The 18044-nt window shown below is 51.1% G+C and carries 17 protein-coding genes; 7 read left to right on the forward strand and 10 right to left on the reverse strand.

Translation table 11 applies throughout. The features are described 5' to 3' along the window. Positions 1-28: 28 nt before the first annotated feature. The 6 genes from KDX31_12710 to KDX31_12735 are packed head-to-tail and all read right to left on the reverse strand — an operon-like array spanning position 29 to position 3821. Positions 29-1384 (reverse strand): sensor histidine kinase, encoded by a 1356-nt coding sequence (locus KDX31_12710; GenBank protein ID UTW02220.1) that lies wholly within the window; start codon positions 1382-1384, stop codon positions 29-31. Then, entirely contained in the window at positions 1381-2040 is a 660-nt protein-coding gene (locus KDX31_12715) for a response regulator transcription factor (protein ID UTW02221.1), read from the reverse strand. The genes KDX31_12710 and KDX31_12715 overlap by 4 nt, the downstream gene beginning before the upstream one ends. Next, positions 2037-2300 carry a PepSY domain-containing protein gene (locus tag KDX31_12720; protein UTW02222.1) on the reverse strand — a complete coding sequence of 88 codons (264 nt, stop codon included), beginning with the start codon at positions 2298-2300 and terminating at the stop codon, positions 2037-2039. Before KDX31_12720 ends, KDX31_12715 begins: the two co-directional genes overlap by 4 nt. Further along, positions 2293-2844, reverse strand: coding sequence for a diheme cytochrome c (locus KDX31_12725; protein ID UTW02223.1), 552 nt, complete (start codon positions 2842-2844; stop codon positions 2293-2295). The genes KDX31_12720 and KDX31_12725 overlap by 8 nt, the downstream gene beginning before the upstream one ends. Position 2845: 1 nt before the next feature. Continuing rightward, positions 2846-3229: a DUF1924 domain-containing protein gene (locus tag KDX31_12730; GenBank protein UTW02224.1), complete on the reverse strand. Its 384-nt coding sequence runs from the start codon at positions 3227-3229 to the stop codon at positions 2846-2848. Then, positions 3222-3821 carry a cytochrome b/b6 domain-containing protein gene (locus KDX31_12735; GenBank protein ID UTW02225.1) on the reverse strand — a complete coding sequence of 200 codons (600 nt, stop codon included), beginning with the start codon at positions 3819-3821 and terminating at the stop codon, positions 3222-3224. The genes KDX31_12730 and KDX31_12735 overlap by 8 nt, the downstream gene beginning before the upstream one ends. Positions 3822-4306: 485 nt before the next feature. Here KDX31_12735 and ilvC point away from each other — a divergent pair, with 485 nt between their 5' ends. Both ilvC and modF read left to right on the forward strand, forming a co-directional pair. Further along, a complete protein-coding gene (gene ilvC / locus KDX31_12740; GenBank protein UTW02226.1) occupies positions 4307-5782 on the forward strand; it encodes a ketol-acid reductoisomerase in 1476 nt (491 codons plus the stop codon). A gap of 106 nt (positions 5783-5888) precedes the next feature. After that, on the forward strand, positions 5889-7322 hold the full coding sequence (gene modF / locus KDX31_12745) for a molybdate ABC transporter ATP-binding protein ModF (protein ID UTW02227.1): 1434 nt from the start codon (positions 5889-5891) through the stop codon (positions 7320-7322). 147 nt (positions 7323-7469) lie between these two features. Here modF and KDX31_12750 read toward each other — a convergent pair whose 3' ends face one another. From KDX31_12750 to KDX31_12765, 4 genes are all read right to left on the reverse strand, one after another. Then, a complete protein-coding gene (locus KDX31_12750) occupies positions 7470-8411 on the reverse strand; it encodes a porin (protein ID UTW02228.1) in 942 nt (313 codons plus the stop codon). 282 nt (positions 8412-8693) lie between these two features. Next, entirely contained in the window at positions 8694-10235 is a 1542-nt protein-coding gene (locus KDX31_12755) for a tripartite tricarboxylate transporter permease (GenBank protein ID UTW02229.1), read from the reverse strand. A gap of 4 nt (positions 10236-10239) precedes the next feature. Further along, complete coding sequence (locus KDX31_12760) at positions 10240-10713, reverse strand: tripartite tricarboxylate transporter TctB family protein (protein ID UTW02230.1); 474 nt, start codon at positions 10711-10713, stop codon at positions 10240-10242. Between the two features lie 163 nt (positions 10714-10876). Then, positions 10877-11860, reverse strand: coding sequence for a tripartite tricarboxylate transporter substrate binding protein (locus tag KDX31_12765; GenBank protein ID UTW02231.1), 984 nt, complete (start codon positions 11858-11860; stop codon positions 10877-10879). A gap of 232 nt (positions 11861-12092) precedes the next feature. Between KDX31_12765 and KDX31_12770 the strand changes: the two genes are divergently transcribed. From KDX31_12770 to KDX31_12790, 5 genes are all read left to right on the forward strand, one after another. Further along, positions 12093-13697: a sensor histidine kinase gene (locus KDX31_12770; GenBank protein UTW05387.1), complete on the forward strand. Its 1605-nt coding sequence runs from the start codon at positions 12093-12095 to the stop codon at positions 13695-13697. A 17-nt stretch (positions 13698-13714) separates the two neighbouring features. Then, complete coding sequence (locus tag KDX31_12775; GenBank protein UTW02232.1) at positions 13715-14404, forward strand: response regulator; 690 nt, start codon at positions 13715-13717, stop codon at positions 14402-14404. Between the two features lie 139 nt (positions 14405-14543). Then, positions 14544-15092, forward strand: coding sequence for a DUF2937 family protein (locus KDX31_12780; protein ID UTW02233.1), 549 nt, complete (start codon positions 14544-14546; stop codon positions 15090-15092). Between the two features lie 423 nt (positions 15093-15515). Further along, positions 15516-16016: a hypothetical protein gene (locus tag KDX31_12785; protein ID UTW02234.1), complete on the forward strand. Its 501-nt coding sequence runs from the start codon at positions 15516-15518 to the stop codon at positions 16014-16016. Further along, the gene (locus KDX31_12790; GenBank protein UTW02235.1) at positions 16016-17965 is read left to right on the forward strand and encodes a bifunctional diguanylate cyclase/phosphodiesterase; all 1950 of its coding nucleotides are present in this window, start codon (positions 16016-16018) and stop codon (positions 17963-17965) included. Before KDX31_12785 ends, KDX31_12790 begins: the two co-directional genes overlap by 1 nt. Positions 17966-18044 lie beyond the last annotated feature (79 nt).

Genomic DNA, 18044 nt, shown 5'->3' on the forward strand with positions numbered 1-18044 from the left:
ACAGACGTCATCATCGGACTGCCAGCGTTCAGCACAGCGGCAGTTCTATGGTAACCCTGATCCCGTGAGGTTCGCGGTTCTCCAGGGTAAGCCTGCCCTGATAGCTTTCGATTATATCGTTGCAGATCGATAGCCCTAACCCTGCCCCCTCCTGCCGTTCGTCGAGACGCTGTCCCCGTTGCAGCAGATATTCGATGCTCTCCTGGGGCAGCCCTTTACCGTCATCCTGGACACGGATAACCGCCCAATCACCGGAGGTTGTTACCGTTAAGCGCACTTCACTCAAGCCATATTTACAGGCGTTGTCGAGCAGATTTCCGATCAGTTCAAGCATATCATCACGGTCCTGCGGCAGCGTATCCCTCCCTGAGAAATCGGTCTCGATGCGGATCGCCGGGTATAACTTGCCGAGTATATTGATCAACGGGGGCAGATCGACCGCCAGATTAGTCTGCCGACCCGGGGATGAAACACCGACTATCCGGGCACGTTTCAACTCCCGCTGTATCAGCCACTGGATCTCATTCAGCAGATCTTTGATATCCGCTCCAAAACGGGTTGTCGATGCATCCTGTAGCTGTTGCAACCGTTGCAAAGGACGTTTGATCTCGTGGGCCAGGTTACCCAGGGCGTTGCGGGAGCGGCTGACCCGCTGCTTTAACTGTTGCAACAACTGATCAATGTCATCTGCCAGAGGCGCTAGTTCCTGCGGCACACTGCTCAGATCCGGTTTTTCATCAGCGTAACGGAACGACTGTATTTTCTCCCGCACCGAATCCAGGTAACGAAAGTTGCGGGTCAGAATCCATTGCTGCATAAAAAACAGCGATATTGCACCACATGTCAGCACCAGCAGCGCCCAGAGCGAGTAACGCCACTTCAGGGCATCCAGTGGCGCACTGTCTTCGATGATGGTGAGCGTAAAAGGGGTATCGTTTTTACTGAAACCCAGCTGCCAGACCAGCCAGTTCTGGTCGTTCGCACCCGGCATCTCAAAACTGTTTTCAGCGCCTCTGGAAAGCGTGACAAAATCAGCCGGATAATCCCACAGAGAACGACTTCTGATCTCTATTTCTGGCCCCGATATCAGATAGTAATGCCCGGACAGCGCGCGTTGATAAACACTGCTTGCACCCCGCTCTCCCACTTCCCATGTATTACTGTCGGGCTGCAGTTGCAACGCTGCAATAATCGATTCGGCATCGTGTTTAAGACGGGAGAGAATATATTCGTGGGAGATCTGACCGACACCCCAATTAACGACCATCAGCAGAGCCCCCATCGTCAGGCACAGCGCAACAATCAGGCTGCGGCTCAGCTCTCTTCGGATCGACATTCTCGCCATAGGACGGGTCTTTAACTGACTTTTCAAATCACGGTTCACTCGCCTATCCGATACCCTTTGCCCCATTGGGTCTTAATGAAGTCTTTACCAAAATAGTTGCGCAGCCGGTTTACATAAACCTCTATCACATTACTGTCCTTGATCTGGTCCTCTTCATAAACCTGCTCGCTCAGGTAACTTTTCGAATGCACCTTATCGGGATACATCATAAAGTGCCTCAGCAAACGAAAATCGGTGGATGTCAGAGAGATCACCCGGCCATCCTGGGCAATCGCCTGCTGCTCAGCCAGCAGCAGTCGTACCCCATGCCACTCCAAAACATTATCCGCTTTGCCCACGGTGCGTCTGACAACAGCCTGCAGACGGGCAATGACCTCATCGGCATGAAACGGTTTCCCCAGATAATCGTCAGCACCGGCATTCAGACCATCAACCCGTTCATGCCAGGCATCCCGGGCAGTGAGAATAATGACCGGCACATGATTACCCTTTTTGCGCCAGTGCCTGAGCACCTCCAGCCCCGGAATCTCGGGCAAGCCAAGATCGAGTATGACCGCATCGAACTGTTCCTCGTCACCGAGAAACTGTCCATCGGTACCGTTATGCGCCATCTCGACAACATAGCCGGCCTTCTGCAAACTGCGCTTAAGCCCTTCAGCCTGCTCCAGGTCATCTTCAACCAGTAAGATTCTCAATCGTCCCGCTCCTCTTTCAATACGGCGCCGGTAGCCGCATCAATATGAAACTCGCGCACCTCACCGTCTTCTCTGAGAACCTCTATTTCATAGACGATTTCACCGTCCTCCTGCTCGACCTCAAGATCAAGCAGCCGGCCCTCTAGACGGGACTTATTGATGGCATAGATATCGACGAAGGACATAATTCTGCCCGCAGCAACCCACTCCCGCACCTGTGCATCACTAATATCAGAACCAGCAAAAGTCTGGTTAATCATCCCAACGGCCATAACCAGGAATGCGAACCGAATCCTCATCAAAGTCTCCACGTTCAGCGCGTTGATGACACGCATTACAGTTACTGAAACTACCGACTTCTTTATTACCACTGACCATACGCCCGGGAACTTCATCATGCTTACGCACAAAGTATGGCAACTCTGTAATCCGCAAGTGCGCGTCACCCTTAATTCTTTTTAACACTCCACGGCCGGCTTTACCCGCATTATCCGTCAGATAAGCGCTGATCATTGCAGCTGATTCAGCTGTCATTTCGGCATTTTCACCAAAGTGTTCATCCAGAGTCGTCATTATAGTGGTCCAGCTTGCAGCTGGCAGCAACCCCGAAGGATAGGCGACATGACATGCACCACACTCTTCCCGGTACGCAGCCGCTTCTGCCGTTGCCGTTTGACCGGCACTATAGGTGCCAGACGCATTGCTCACACCCGTGAGACCCAGCCCCCATGCTGCCACGATAAAACTGCCGGCAACGCCCCAACGCAGATACCCGGCAATCTTTTTCACACTGACTTTCAACATCTTACAGCTCCCTGATCCAGACTAAAAAATCACCTTTTTCCTGCGCCGTACACTCTCTTTTGAGGGTCCACTTGCAGTTGCGTAAAAACCATTTATCGATCTTGTCGCTATCGGTAAAGCGTTTCGGATTGACCGACGGTGCCATCGGCCTGATCGCCTTACCGGTTTTCGCATGCTTTCCGGCACTGGCAGGATTTTCAGTGTGACACTGAGTACAGCTACGCCCCTTATTATCCGAGATCCACAGCGCCTGTCCCGCTTCGTTACTGAATGACGCCCCCCCCTGAGTGCGGTACTGATCCAGTTTCTGATCGATCACACCGGCCTGTACCGACAGGGCAAGACTGGATAACAACCCGACTAATAACCAACGGTGGTCAGACATGAGTATCCCCCTTAACCTTCCCGGCATTTAACTTTTTTACCCCGGTAATCATCGCCCGGATAAGGTTTTCCCGGTGCAGCACACTACTGACAATGACCCCCGCAATATGAATAAACACCAACATCAGCGTACCGTTGGCACAGAGTTCGTGCAGCCCTTCAACCAGGTCCTCATTCAGGTAGATAACAAATGAGCCCGCCAGCGGTCCGGCATCATCCATCGCCAGCAGCGTCATACCGAAGAAGCAGGTCAGCGCCAGCATCAGCAGCAGTGCGACCACCATCATGCCGCCTGCCGGATTATGACCGACGTAATGTTCAGCTTTGCCGGTTAACAGGGATTTCAGGTAGCGAACCACCCGGTCCTTACCGGTGACAAAATTAGTGAAACGCGCATATTCTGGTCCGACAATCCCCCAGAGCAGGCGGAACAGGATCAATGCACTGATGGCATAGCCCATATAAAAATGCACCGTTTCAAAATCGTCTTCCGTCAGGTAAGCGATAGTGAAAAAAAGCGCCAGTGACCAGTGAAAAACCCTGACAAGGGGGTCCCAAACTTTTATTACCTGTTGTGAATCATGAGTGGACATCTTTAGCCTCCTAATACCGTTCATATCCATGACCGATCTCTATAGGGACCATATTAATGAGCAGTGCTTAAAAGAAGCTTAAAAAACCATAAAGCCTTAGTGGTTTTTGAAAAGGAGCGTCATCAGCCTTTTAAAAGGAATTTCAGCGGTCATTTAAAAGGAGTTTCAGCGGTCGTTAAAAAAAGGTAAGTAATCACCGATTAGCCCGGAGTATCCGGAGATAACTGAGTCGCACTCTCTTTCATGCTTCATGAAACATACTTCAGCTCAACGTTTCAGATTTCACAATACTGTGATGTGTATATATCAATATACGCAAGATGAATTTTTATATAGAGTAGCCCTATTAAATTTAAGCAGAGCCGCCTGTATAATATCGCCCCTGCCTGAATAAAAGCCTGACCGGTCATCTGCACTGCAGGCGCTAAATCCAATTTTCAGTCATACCGACAAGGCTATGACGTAATTAACCGGAACTATCTGATATGTCTAACAACTACTTCAACACGCTGCCTCTGCGTGAGCAACTGGAACAACTGGGTAAGTGCCGCTTCATGTCTATCGATGAGTTCAGCGATGGCGTAGAAGCCCTGAAAGGCAAGAAAATGGTTGTTATCGGTTGTGGTGCACAGGGCCTGGCTCAGGGCATGAACCTGCGTGACAGCGGTTGTGATGTTTCTTACGCTCTGCGTGAAGCGGCTATCGCTGAAAAACGTCAGTCCTGGAAGAATGCAACTGAAAATGGTTTCGTTGTTGGTACATACGAAGAGCTGATCCCGACTGCAGACGTCGTACTGAACCTGACTCCAGACAAGCAGCACACTCCAGTTGTTAACGCGGTTATGCCGTTGATGAAGGAAGGTGCCTGCCTGTCCTACTCTCACGGTTTCAACATCGTCGAGGAAGGCATGAAAATCCGTGACGACCTGACCGTTATCATGGTTGCTCCTAAGTGCCCGGGTTCTGAAGTACGTAACGAATATGTTCGTGGCTTCGGTGTACCTACGCTGATCGCTGTTCACGAAGACAACGATCCTAAGGGCGAAGGTCTGGCACTGGCTAAAGCATACGCTGCCGGTACCGGTGGTCACAAAGCGGGCGTACTGATGTCCTCTTTCATCGCTGAAGTTAAGTCCGACCTGATGGGCGAGCAGACTATCCTGTGCGGTATGCTGCAGACCGGTTCTCTGCTGTGCTTCGACAAGATGATTGAAGAAGGTATCGATGCAGGTTACGCATCTAAGCTGATTCAGTACGGTTGGGAAACGATCACCGAAGCGCTGAAATACGGCGGCGTAACCAACATGCTGGATCGCCTGTCTAACCCGGCGAAGATCAAGGCATTCGATCTGTCTGAAGAGCTGAAAGTTATCATGCGTCCGCTGTACAACAAGCACCAGGACGACATCATCGATGGCACTTTCTCCACCGTTATGATGGAAGACTGGGCGAACGATGATAAGAACCTGCTGGGCTGGCGTGCCGAAACGGCTGAAACAGCCTTCGAAAAAACGCCTGCTGGTGACGTTGAGATCTCTGAGCAGGAATACTTCGATAACGGTATCCTGATGGTTGCTATGGTTAAAGCGGGTGTTGAACTGGCATTCGAAACCATGACTGCAGCCGGTATCATCGCCGATTCTGCCTACTACGAGTCACTGCATGAGACGCCGCTGATCGCCAACACCATCGCCCGTAAGAAGCTGTACGAGATGAACGCAACTATCTCTGATACTGCTGAATACGGCTGCTACCTGTATAACCACGCGTGTCTGCCGCTGCTGGCTGATTTCATGAAGGACATCAAGACCGACGTCATCGGCAAGGGTCTGGAACTGGACGACACCGGCGTAGACAACGCTCGCCTGATCGAAGTGAACGCTGCACTGCGCGCTCACCCGGTTGAAGCGATCGGTGCTGAACTGCGTGGCCACATGGCTGACATGAAGAAGATCGTTTAATTACGATCTCACCTGAGCGCTATGCACAGGTAACTGAAGGCCGGGACTGATCTCCTGGCCTTTTTTTTGATTTTATAAACAACTTTTACGCTGATTCCGGATGCCTATGAATATTCGCCTCGACAATCTGACGGTTAACTTTGATGATCGCTTTCAACTGGATGAGATCAACTGGCAACTGGACGACTCCCAGCACTGGGTCATTACCGGTACCAACGGTGCAGGTAAATCTGCATTAGCCGCGGTTCTGGCGGGTGCTGGCGATAACCTGAGCGGCACTATCGAAGGACTGCCTGCGAAGGTGGGGCTGGTCTCTTTTGAGGCTCAGGCTGAGCTGATCGATCGGGAACGCAAAAAAGATGACGCCGATATTATGGACGTGATCTCAGAAGGTACCCCGGTGCATGAGATTCTCAGCGAAGGCGGCCGCAATCCGGAACTGATCGCTCAGCTGGTACAGATGTTTAAGCTGGAATCACTGGTTAACCGGTCTTTCCGCAAACTCTCCACCGGTGAATCCCGCAAGGTGATGCTGATCCGGGCTTTAGCCAGCGAACCGGATCTTCTGGTGCTCGACGAACCCTTTGACGGACTGGATAGCCACACTCTGGAGATGCTGCAACAATACCTTGCAGGCCTGGTAACAACGGTGCCGATGGTATTGGTACTGAACCGCTTCGATGAGTTTCCCGACTTCGTCACTCATATCGCGTATGTGGATCATGGTCGCCTGCAGCACCAGATCGACCGGAATGACAGTAAGGCGTACAACGAGCTTTACCAGCTGTTGCACCTTAAAACCAGCGACCTCCAGGTACCGGCAGCGGACCCGGAAACAGCAATTCCCACACTCGATCCGAGCCAGCCATTAGTAAAGCTGAACAGCATCAACATCACCTATGACGGTCACCGTATCATCGATTCGCTGGACTGGACTATCGAACGCAATCAGCACTGGCAGCTGAGCGGACCCAACGGCAGTGGTAAAACCGGTCTGCTGTCACTGATTACCGGCGATCATCCGCAGTGTTATGTCAACGATATTTTTGTGTTTGGATTTCAGCGGGGCAAAGGCGAAAGCATCTGGCAGATTAAGCAGTTCATCGGCTACGTTTCCACCGCCCTGCAGTGGGAATATAAAGTGGGTACCGGGCTGCGCAATGTGATTATCTCCGGCTTCTACGACAGTATCGGCCTGTACACCAAAGCCACCGACCGGCAGAAGAAAATCGCCGATAAATGGCTGGCGCTGCTGGGCATGTCTGACCGGGCGGATACCCCGTTCAACAAACTCTCTTATGGCGACCAGCGCCTGCTGCTGATCGCCCGGGCAATGGTCAAGCACCCGCCGCTGCTGATTCTCGACGAACCCTGCCTGGGACTGGATGATATGAACCGGCAACTGGTGCTGGCGCTGATTGAAAAGATCTGCGCCGGCAGCGAAACCTCGGTGCTCTATGTAAACCACCACCCGGAAGACCGGATCAAAGGGATCGAACACTATCTGGCGCTGGAAAAACGTGAACCTGAAAATAGCTGATCATCCGCTACTTTATTAACCAACAGACAAAACAAAGCCCGACAGCAATGCCGGGCTTTTTTATGGCTGAAGCGCGTGATTTAAAGGTATGTCAGAGTCCTGAAGGGGGTGGCCTCTGAGACAGATAATTCCGCAGCGTCAGGCATCTTAAAAGACGATACGCATACCCACCAGATAACCCGGATCGGTGTCATCCGCATCAGTATCGCCGATCTCTCCGAAGACGCTTACGGCTTTCTGCTCAGGGAACTTATAGGTAGCGTTGGCGTACCAGCCAGTGACATCATCGCCGGCATCTTCATCACGGTTCTGAACCCCAACAGCTACGGTCGTTGTTGCTGCTACCGGGAAAGACGCCACCAGGTTATAGACATCGGCGGTATCTTCCATTGACCCGTAGTCCGCGCCAAACTTGGCGAAACCGGCATCAAAGGTCACACCCACACCCCAGCTATCAACCGAGTCGGAGCCCATTTCCTGATAGTTCTGGTACGCAGCCATCAGCCCCAGATTACCCAACTCGGTAGAGACAAACAGGTCAGTGGATTTAGTGCCATCGCTATCCCCATTGCCTTCCGCTTTGAGATCGGTGGAAACCGACACAAACACATTAGCAAACTGCGCATCGACACGGATAACATCATCACCGGCATCATCGTTCAGGTCGAAAATGTCGTCCTCAACTACCGTTTCATAAGCCTTTTCAACGCTGAACTCATCGGTGGAATAGTTCTGCTTACCCACCCGCAGATCGATATCGTTAAAGCTCAAACCCAGGTAGGCTTCTTCCAGCTTGCCACCATCCTGAGAATCGTCGCTCTGATCATTGGCACGTTTATCAAAACTGTAATCCAGCTGTGCAAATGCGCTCATGCCTTCATTGATGCTATAGGTCAACCGGTTTTTCAGTTCCAGATCGTCAAACTCCAGATCCTGATCCTGGTTATCGCCGATCTTCTGACGCAGCTGAACCTGCAGATCACCTTTAAGGTCATACTTCAGGCCATTGCCTTCATAGATAGTTGCCGCCTGAACGGAACCTGCCAGTATCGCTGCTGCAATTGCAGTAGTCAGAGCTACTCTCTTCATCGTGTTCTCCACTTCATTGATGGATTGCTTTTATATTTTTTTCGCTCAGGTTTTCGGGTTACCTGAAACCCATCGGTGCCTGCGATCCACTTCAGTACAAGACTGCAACGAAGCGGTTTAAACACACTTTAAACCGTGAAGACCAACATTATAAGCTATTGAAAATAAAGGATTTATTATTCATTAAAACCATTAAAAACTTTCTGTTCACAGCGCCCGACAGACATAAAAAAACCCGGCCGAAGCCAGGTTTTTTTATGCATGAGCACCTCTACGAACGCATCAACCCTCGCCTTCGTTAACCGCCACTTCCGGTCCGCGCGCCCCCTTACGACTGCGGAACAGATCCAGCACAGGCGGCACCACCAGAACGATGATGGCGATAGAGATAATCGTCAGTGTCAGCGGACGCTCCCACAGGAAGGCCAGACTGCCATCAGAGATCACCAGCGCACGACTGAGATTGGTCTCCATCAGGCCACCGAGAATGTAACCCAGCAGCATCGGCGCCATCGGAAACTCCAGCAGCTTAAGGAAGATCGCGATCACCGTAATCACCACCATCATCTGGATATCAAAGGTATTGAAGCTGACCAGATAAACCCCGGTGATCGAGAAGAACAGAATCATCGGAATCAGAATCGGACGCGGAATCACCAGCAACTTTGAAATGTATGGGATCAGCGGCAGGTTCAGAATCAGTAACACCAGGTTGCCAAAGTACATGGAGATAATCACCGACCAGAACACATCCGGATGATCCACGAACAGACGCGGCCCCGGCTGAATGCCATAAGCGATCAGTGCCCCCAGCATAATAGCCGTGGTACCAGAGCCCGGAATACCCAGTGTCAGCAAAGGAACAAATGAACCGGTAGACGCCGCATTGTTCGCCGATTCCGGTGCCGCCAGTCCACGCAGGGACCCCTTACCAAACTTAAGTTTCTCTTTTGCAGAAGCCAGATTACGCTCCAGACCGTAGGCCAGGAAAGACGCAATGGTGGCACCGGCGCCAGGCAGAACGCCCACCAGAAAACCGAATACAGAGGAACGGGCTACCGTCGGCGCGACCTCTATGATCTCCGCCCTGCTGAGTTTCATACTACCCAGCTTACTCATATCAACCTGCTCTTCCTCTTCCCGGTGTTCACCCTTGAGTACGGTCATCACCACTTCAGTCAGCGCGAAAGTCGCCATCGCCAGCAACAGGAAGCTGATGCCATCAATCAGATCGATACTGCCAAAGGTAAAGCGGGTCGCTCCGGAGGTTGTATCCGTACCCACCGTGGCAATCATCAGACCAAATACGGTCATAATCAGTGCTTTAAGCACCTGCCCTTTGCCCGAAAAGGCCGCCACCGCTGTCAGCCCCAGAATCATCAGGGCAAAGTAATCAGTCGACTGAAAGCTGAGGGAGACTTTCGCCAGTGCCGGTGCGGCAAACAGCAGCGCCAGCGCCCCCACAGTGCCGCCGGTAAAAGAGGAGTAAGCAGCCAGTGCCAGAGCCTTACCTGCCTGATTCTTCTGTGCCAGCGGATAACCATCAAATGCAGTCACCACCGTACTGGCACAACCCGGAGCGTTGATCAGAATGGAGGAGGTCGAGCCGCCAAACACAGCACCATAATAAACCCCCGCCATCAAAATGATGCCGGAAGACGGGTCAAGGCCATAGGTAATCGGGATCATCAGCGCTACCGCTGAGATCGGCCCCAAACCTGGCAGCATACCGATAAAGGTCCCGGCAAAGCAGCCCGCCACGACCATCAATAGATTGAAGGGCATCACCGCTGTGGATAGCCCGGTAAAAATTCCGTCTAACATCGCCTTAGCCCCCGAAAAAGTGCATGAAAAGCTGGCCCGGTGCCAGATAGATATCCAACAACTTAGCCAGCACGAACCAGATCCCCACAGCAAAAGGGACAGAAACCATCAACAGTATTTTTATGTTGCGCTCTCCGAGTAGCCAGAATCCACCGATCAGGAACAACATGGTCGCCAACATAAAACCGGTCCATTCCAGTGCCAGACCAAACACTACGATCAGTACCAATAACTTTGCCACCAGCGCAAAGTCATAGTTGCTAAGACTCAGACGCTTACTCTCAGTCCGCTCTGCGGTAAGCAGCAAGGCGATAGACAAAATACCGCCGAGTATAGCCAGAGTTTTTGGTACAGTGCGCGCAGTAAAGGGTTCAAATTCATCCCCCGGCAGCATCTGTATATCCCCGGCATAATAGCCATACAGCAGCGACAGGCAGAGAAACACCAGTCCGCCAATGTGATCTTTAGTTATAATCATGAAGCACCCCCGGACATCGAAAACTGTCGGATAAAACAAAAAGCTCCGGACCGCAGGCTTACCTATACTAAGCGCTGTTGATAGAGGCCCGGAGAAGAACAAATAAACAGAGATGGAAGACGGTCAGACTGAAACAGTGCTAACCGCCTGACAAAGCACAGCCTTACTTAAGGAAACCCAGCTCCCGCATCAGGTCGCCCACCTCTTTTTCCTGCTGTTCGAGGAACGTAATGAACTGGTCATCCGGTTTGAAGATCTCAACCCAGCCATTACGGGCACGAACTGCTTCCCACTCATCGGTGTCATACATCTTCTGCAGGGTGGCTACAAACTCCGCCTTTTCACTGTCATTGATACCAGGAGCGGCAAAGAAACCACGCCAGTTAACAAAGGTAGCGTCGTAGCCCTGCTCTTGGAGCGTTGGTACTTCGGGTGCAGCCTCATTTCGCTCGTCACCGGTCATCACCAGAATCCGGACCTCGCCTGCTTCAGCCAGCGCCAGTGCTTCACTGAAGCCGGTAGACAGGATCGATGTCTCACCCGAGAGCAGACCCGCCATCGCTTTACCGCCAGCATCATAGGCGACATAGCGAACCTGACGGGCATCACCGCCAGCCGCTTTGAAGGCCATCGCCGCGACCAGATGATCCATGCTGCCACGGGCTGAACCGCCGCCAATCTTTATTGAACGCGGGTTCTCTTTAAACTCAGCAACAACCTCTTTAAAGCTTTGGTATTTGGAATCTTTCTTCACAACAAAGGCGCCAAAGTCACCGATAGTCGCAGCAATAGGCGTCAGATCGCGAAATGACTGTGGGAACACCTTAGACAGTGAACGGATCACAATCGGCGTCGAGTTGACCATCAGGGTGTCATGTTTCTGATCAGCGGTTTCGATCAGGTGAGCAATCGCTTTGCCGCCACCGCCACCGGACATGTTTTCATAAGAGACACTGTCAACCAGTCCCGCTTTACTCAGGGCTTCACCGGTACCCCGTGCAGTACCATCCCAGCCACCACCGGCGCCACCAGGAATCAGAAAGTGAACACTCTCCATGGCCGCTACATGAAATGATGCACCCGCAGTCAGACAGGTTGTCAGCAGCGCTGCCATCAGGGTTTTGTTATTCTTAGTTTTACAAAACATTCGAAACTCCTCGCTTTATAACGCTCGTTCTTATAGTTAGATGCACAATAGATTTCGGATGCTTTTTAATAAAGCTTATGAATTTAAAGACTTTTTAAAACGTAAAAATCATTTTGTTTATAATGTTTACGAGCCAACGCCAGGCAGAGTGATTAATATCTGAGCAACGCTTAATAAAAATGTTGCACCGGGTCGGCGAAAACGCCCGTTAAGAATGAGTACCACAATAATAATGAAGCTTCGTCAGCTAAAACTTAAACAGCGAATGATTCTGATTCTGGGGATAATGGCGCTGATACAAACAGGGTTTATCGGTCTGTTTGCCTTGCACTATCTCGAACGTTCGCTTGATGAACAGATCGGTCAGCGCGCGCTGGATGTCGCCAAGACCATCGCTGCGATGCCGGATGTTATTCAGGCGGTAGAACAGAAAGACAGTCTCTATCTGCAGCCACTGAGCATCTCCCTGGCGAAAACAACCCGGGCCCGTTTTGTTGTCATTGGCGATAATGATGGTATTCGCCTGGCGCACCCAAGACCGGAAAAGATCGGTCACTCGATGGCGGACGATGATGGCGATACCGGCTACCCGGCACTGATTGAAGGGCATGGTTATATCGCTAAAGCTGTGGGCTCACTGGGCTGGTCGATGCGCGGTAAAGCACCGGTCATCAGCGCAGATGGCAATATTGTCGGATTAATCTCTGTCGGTTACGATCTGAACCGGGTAAGCGAGATAATCCAGCGCTACCGACTCACGCTGATTCTGGTCATCCTCGGTTCATTTATTGTCAGTGCAGCGATAGCGGTCTGGTTTGCCAACCACTTTAAAAAAGCGATCTTCGGGCTGGAGCCTGAGCAGATCGCCCGCCTGTTTGATGAGCAGCGTGCGACGCTGGAGTCGGTACGTGAAGGCATTATCGCCATTAACAGTGCCGGTGAGATAACCACCATTAACCAGACGGCAATCGAAACCCTGGGACTGCCCAAAAATGGCAGCCTGATCGGCCGTAAAATCGATGAAGTTTTGCCTGACAGTTGCATGCTGGACGTGCTGAATACCGGCGAACCCCAGTTTGATCAGGAAGTGTGGCGTGGCGATCACTGCATTATCGCCAACCGTCTGCCTCTGAAACAGGGCGATACCATCACCGGAGCCGTGTCCAGTTTTCGCCGCAAGGATGAACTGGATATGGTCAGTCAGCAGCTCACCCGGATTCAACAGTACGCTGACACCCTGCGCAGCCAGTCTCACGAATATTCCAACAAACTCCATACCATCGCCGGCCTGATTCAGATCGGTGCCTCCGATAAGGCGCTGCAACTGATCGGACAGGAAACCCAAAGCCATCAGGCGCTAATCAAACTGTTGATGAAAGCAGTACCCGACCCGGTGCTGGCCGGATGCTTACTGGGTAAATATAATCGCGCCCGTGAAATGGGCCTGACACTGGTCATCGACCCGGAAAGTGAGATGACCTCTCTGCCGGAAAAGCTCCCCCGCGAGCAGTTGGTCAGTATTATTGGCAATCTCATCGATAACGCGCTTGAAGCAACCCTTAAGCATCACGGTAATGAAGGCAGAGTGCTCCTGGCGATGACCGATCTGGGCAATGATCTGATCTTTGAAATCGAAGATCAGGGACCCGGTATTCCGTTGCAACAGCAGGACAAGATATTTGAAAAAGGCTTCAGCAGTAAAACGAATGATGGTCATGGCTATGGCCTGCATCTGGTAAAAAACCTGCTGGATAAGCTTTGTGGCACTATAACTATAGAGAGCGGCAGTGCAGGCGGCAGTCGCTTTACCGTATATATCCCCAAAAATAAAAAATAACATGGGTTCAATCACAGATGATAAAAGTTGTAATTGCTGAAGATGATCCACAGATCGCAGAGATCCAACGGCGTTTTCTCGAACGCATAGACGGGTTTGAGCTGGCAGGCATCGCCCACCGGCTGGAAGAAGCGGAGGATCTGATTGAAATCCTGCAGCCCGATCTGTTGCTGTTGGATATTCAGTTTCCCAGCGGTACCGGTTTTGACCTGCTGCGAAAGATCCGCGCGGGTAATATCGCTATCGATGTGATTATGATTACCGCAGCTAAAGAGGTGGACACTTTGCGCGAAGCGCTGCATGGCGGAGTCTTCGACTACATTCTTAAACCACTGGTATTCGAACGGCTGCAGGAAACACTGCATAACTACCAGCAACATCTGCAAAAATTTCGCAGCCTGGAAACCCTCGCTCAGAGTGATGTGGACAGAGTACTGCCTCGCAGTACGTCATCCCATGAGACCACAGCCAGTGAAGTGGTGCGGCTGCCAAAAGGGATTGATGCCATCACTCTGGAAAAAATCAATAAAGTATTTACCGATCGCAGCACTACCCTCAACGCTGAAGAGGTCGGAGAAATCATCGGCGCCAGCCGGACCACCGCCCGTCGCTATCTGGAATATCTGGTGAGTTGCTCCGAACTCACCGCTGAAGTCAGCTATGGCACTGTCGGTCGACCTGAAAGACGCTATCAAAAGAGTCGCTAATACGTTGCGGTTCGACATGCCGGTAACCCGACGCAACGGCGGCGCTTACCAGAAAAAGCAGCCATAAAACCTAATGTGAATCCGATATACTCAGTTTTGATTCATTTTGCAGGAAAGTTCACTTAGCAGGAGTGAAGTAATGATAGGCCGACTATTAGATAAGCTGATTTTTGGGATTACTCTGCTACTTGCGCTGCAGGTACCGCAGCTGGCTGACCATTATCAGCAGTATCTGGCCGGCATGTACGAATCAACTAAGTGGCAGGTTGAGGGATATGCCGCGACCGCCAAAGCCTTTGGCTATACCGATACCCGGTCAATGATCAGACAACATCAGCAAAACAGTGAACCCAGCGTCAGAGCCGATGCCGGACAAAAGCTGGTCACTCTGGACCTGTTTGATGATTTACACCAGGGCGTAGTAGTGTTTGAACAGGGTAATCTGCTCAGTAAAACGCTTTATATGTTTACCCCCTCCCGGTACCACTATCTCGAAAAGACACTGGATAACTTTAAACCGGGAATACCGCTGACCATCGAGGCGGCCCTCTTCGGCGTTATTCTCGGCCTTTTGCTAAACGTTATGATGACCCAGCCCTGCATTTTGCTGACCCGGCGATTCAGACGCAGGGGAGCCACGAAAAAGGAGCCGGCATGCAGGCAGAACGATCAGGCCACCGGATGCTGACCTCTGTTTTATCATCAGACACCCTCTGGCGAAGAGCGATTGAACACCTTAACGGAGGTAAAGCCAGAGTTATCGACGTTCCGGCAGAGCGCACCGGAGCCAGCGGAAATATGCTTTCTGCTTACGTCAGAGCCCCGGACAACAACCTGATGGAGAATGCTGACTTCATGAAACAGATAACAGCCCGATACAGATACAGATACAGATACAGATACACAAAATGGGTAATACAGCACCCTGCGTCAACTGACTTACCGACGCATAGGCTGTAAATTACACAGAATGACTGTCATGGAGTGACATTGACTGAGTCATTGATTAAGCAGATATATTGCCCCTGGCCAACCCGTCTGGCTGACTGTCTGTCTTTCTGCACCACAATGATCAGTTTTCAGCTCGTATTCAGAACAAAAGGTACCCTCCATGACGAAGTGGACCAGTGCGCTAATAACGTCCTTTATGCTTGCGCTCAACGCGACTGCTGCGCCCCTGCCGCAACCCGAAGGCCCGGTTATACTTTCGATCACCGGCAACATTCAGAATACACAGGACGGTAAGACCGCACGGTTGGATCTGGCGCAGCTTGAGGCACTGAAGAGCAATACCTTTACCCTCCAGACCCGCTGGTCTGACAGCACTCACAGCTATCACGGGCCTCTGCTTTCAGCGATACTCAACTATGTCGGTGCAAAGGGAGATCATTTCCGGCTAACCGCGCTGAATGAATACTCCATTGAGTTTGAACGACACTATATGGAAACATATGAACCGATTCTGGCCTTGAGTGAAGATGAAAAGCCTCTCTCTATTCGGGAAAAAGGCCCGCTGTGGTTAATACTGCCGCACCACAAATTCCCTGAACTCAATGCTGAACAACACACCGGCCGGATGATCTGGCAACTATCTCAGATTGAGATTGAGTGATGAATCAGGGACTGAAAAAAATCACCATACTCTATCGCCAGAAACTCGCCTTGCTGATATCTGTCATTATGATTTTTTTTATCATCGGTGCCGTCAGCCTTTACCAGCTGCGCCAGTCAATCAGCATTCTCGACCAGAACTACGGCACCAGTGTCTTCTCTATGTTCCAGCTAAAGCTGGAGTTACAGCGCTTTTATGATTCACTTTCGCTCTACCGCTCGGCCCCGGATCCTCAACATCTTGACGAGGTAAATAAGCGCTACGATATCCTCTGGAGTCGTTTTCCGGTCTTAATTAAAGGCGAAGACGGAATACGGATCCGCAACGTCGCTAACGCGGAAAGCACCATATTGAAAGCCTTTGATACGGTTAAATCACTGGATACCGGCATTTCTCAAAGACTGGCAACTGAACCGAAATACAGCACTGAGATACAACAAACGCTACTACCACAAATGGAAGCGATTGACGGACTGACCCTACAAAATTTCTACAGCACTAATGCAATTATTAATCGTAATGACAGTCGGGTACTCGAACTGCAACAACAACTTATTTTGCTGATGAGCGGGGTAATTTTCATCGGCATCGTACTGTTAATTATGGCCATCAGGGAAAGCCGGCTAAATCGTCATCAGGCAGAGCATGACAGCCTCACCGGAATTCCCAACCGGGCGTTTCTGAAACGAGAGATTACCCGCTACTGCGAGCAGAAAAAGCCTTTTGCTCTGCACCTGATTGATCTGAATGGCTTTAAGGATGTCAACGATACGCTGGGCCATCACATTGGCGATGTGCTGTTACAATCGGTTTCAGAACGACTTACCCAGGGGATTGATGAACAAAATGGCTGTCTCACTTGTCGCCTGGGTGGCGATGAATTCGCGATCATCCAGCCAATCATTCGCAACAACAATAGTCTGAACATTCTGGGAGACAAGATTATCCAGCTGTTTAAAAAACAGTTTAAAATCGATCAGCATACCTGCTTCATCGGCGCCAGTATTGGCAGTGTTATCTACCCTGAGCACGGACTAAATGTCGGCAGTCTGCTGACCCGGGCTGATATCGCCATGTATAAAGCGAAAGAACAGGCGGTCGATTCAAGACAGATGCTCTTCAACTTTGATATGGATGTTCAGATTCATCGCAGACAAAGACTGCAGGCAGACCTGCGTGAAGCGCTGAAATACAAGAAACTGCAACTGGTGTATCAGCCCATTGTCGATCTTAAGAACCCGCGAGTCGCCTGTCTGGAAGCGCTGTTGCGCTGGAACCATGAAACCCTGGGGCCGATCCCCCCTCTGGAGATCATAGAGATAGCCGAAAAATACTCACTGGCAAACGAGCTGGGCCTATGGGTCATCGCGGAAACATGTCGCCAACTCCAGGAGTGGCGTTCAGGCGGTCTTGAACCACTGCCGGTGGCCATCAATATATCACCCTCAATGCACCACCTGGATTTGGCGGGCATGATTAATGAGTCTCTGGCGCTGAATAACCTCCCTAAAGGGCTTATCCGGATAGAGGTCACTGAAGACACCAGTATGCGGATTCTGAAAGAGACTCAGGATTTGCTGCCGGGCCTTGGGCGACACAATATCAGTATCGCCCTCGATGATTTCGGCACCGGACTGTCTTCGCTAAGTCACCTGCAGCAGTTGCCTGTGCAGACGCTCAAGATCGACCGCAGCTTTATCAGCAAGATTTCCGCGGACCACACCAGCAGACGACTGGTCAAAAATATTATCGGTATCGGTCATGATCTGGGAATGAAGGTGGTTGCCGAAGGTATAGAAGACAACAGCGCCGCGGCCCTGCTCACCGCATATCAGTGTGATTACGGTCAGGGATACCTGTTCAGTAAGCCGCTTGCCCCGCACCTGATTCCCGACTGTTGCCGGCAGTTAGAGACGGTGCCTGCAGAGGCCGCGGCCAACGATTTCTGATCGTCGCTATACTTTCCATGCTCAGCCCCCATCACCGCATTGATCTCACCGGAAAAATTAATTAACATATTAATAATTC

Origin of the sequence: Amphritea atlantica, from assembly GCA_024397875.1 — a bacterium.
In the GTDB taxonomy this organism is placed as follows: Bacteria; Pseudomonadota; Gammaproteobacteria; order Pseudomonadales; family Balneatricaceae; genus Amphritea; species Amphritea atlantica_B.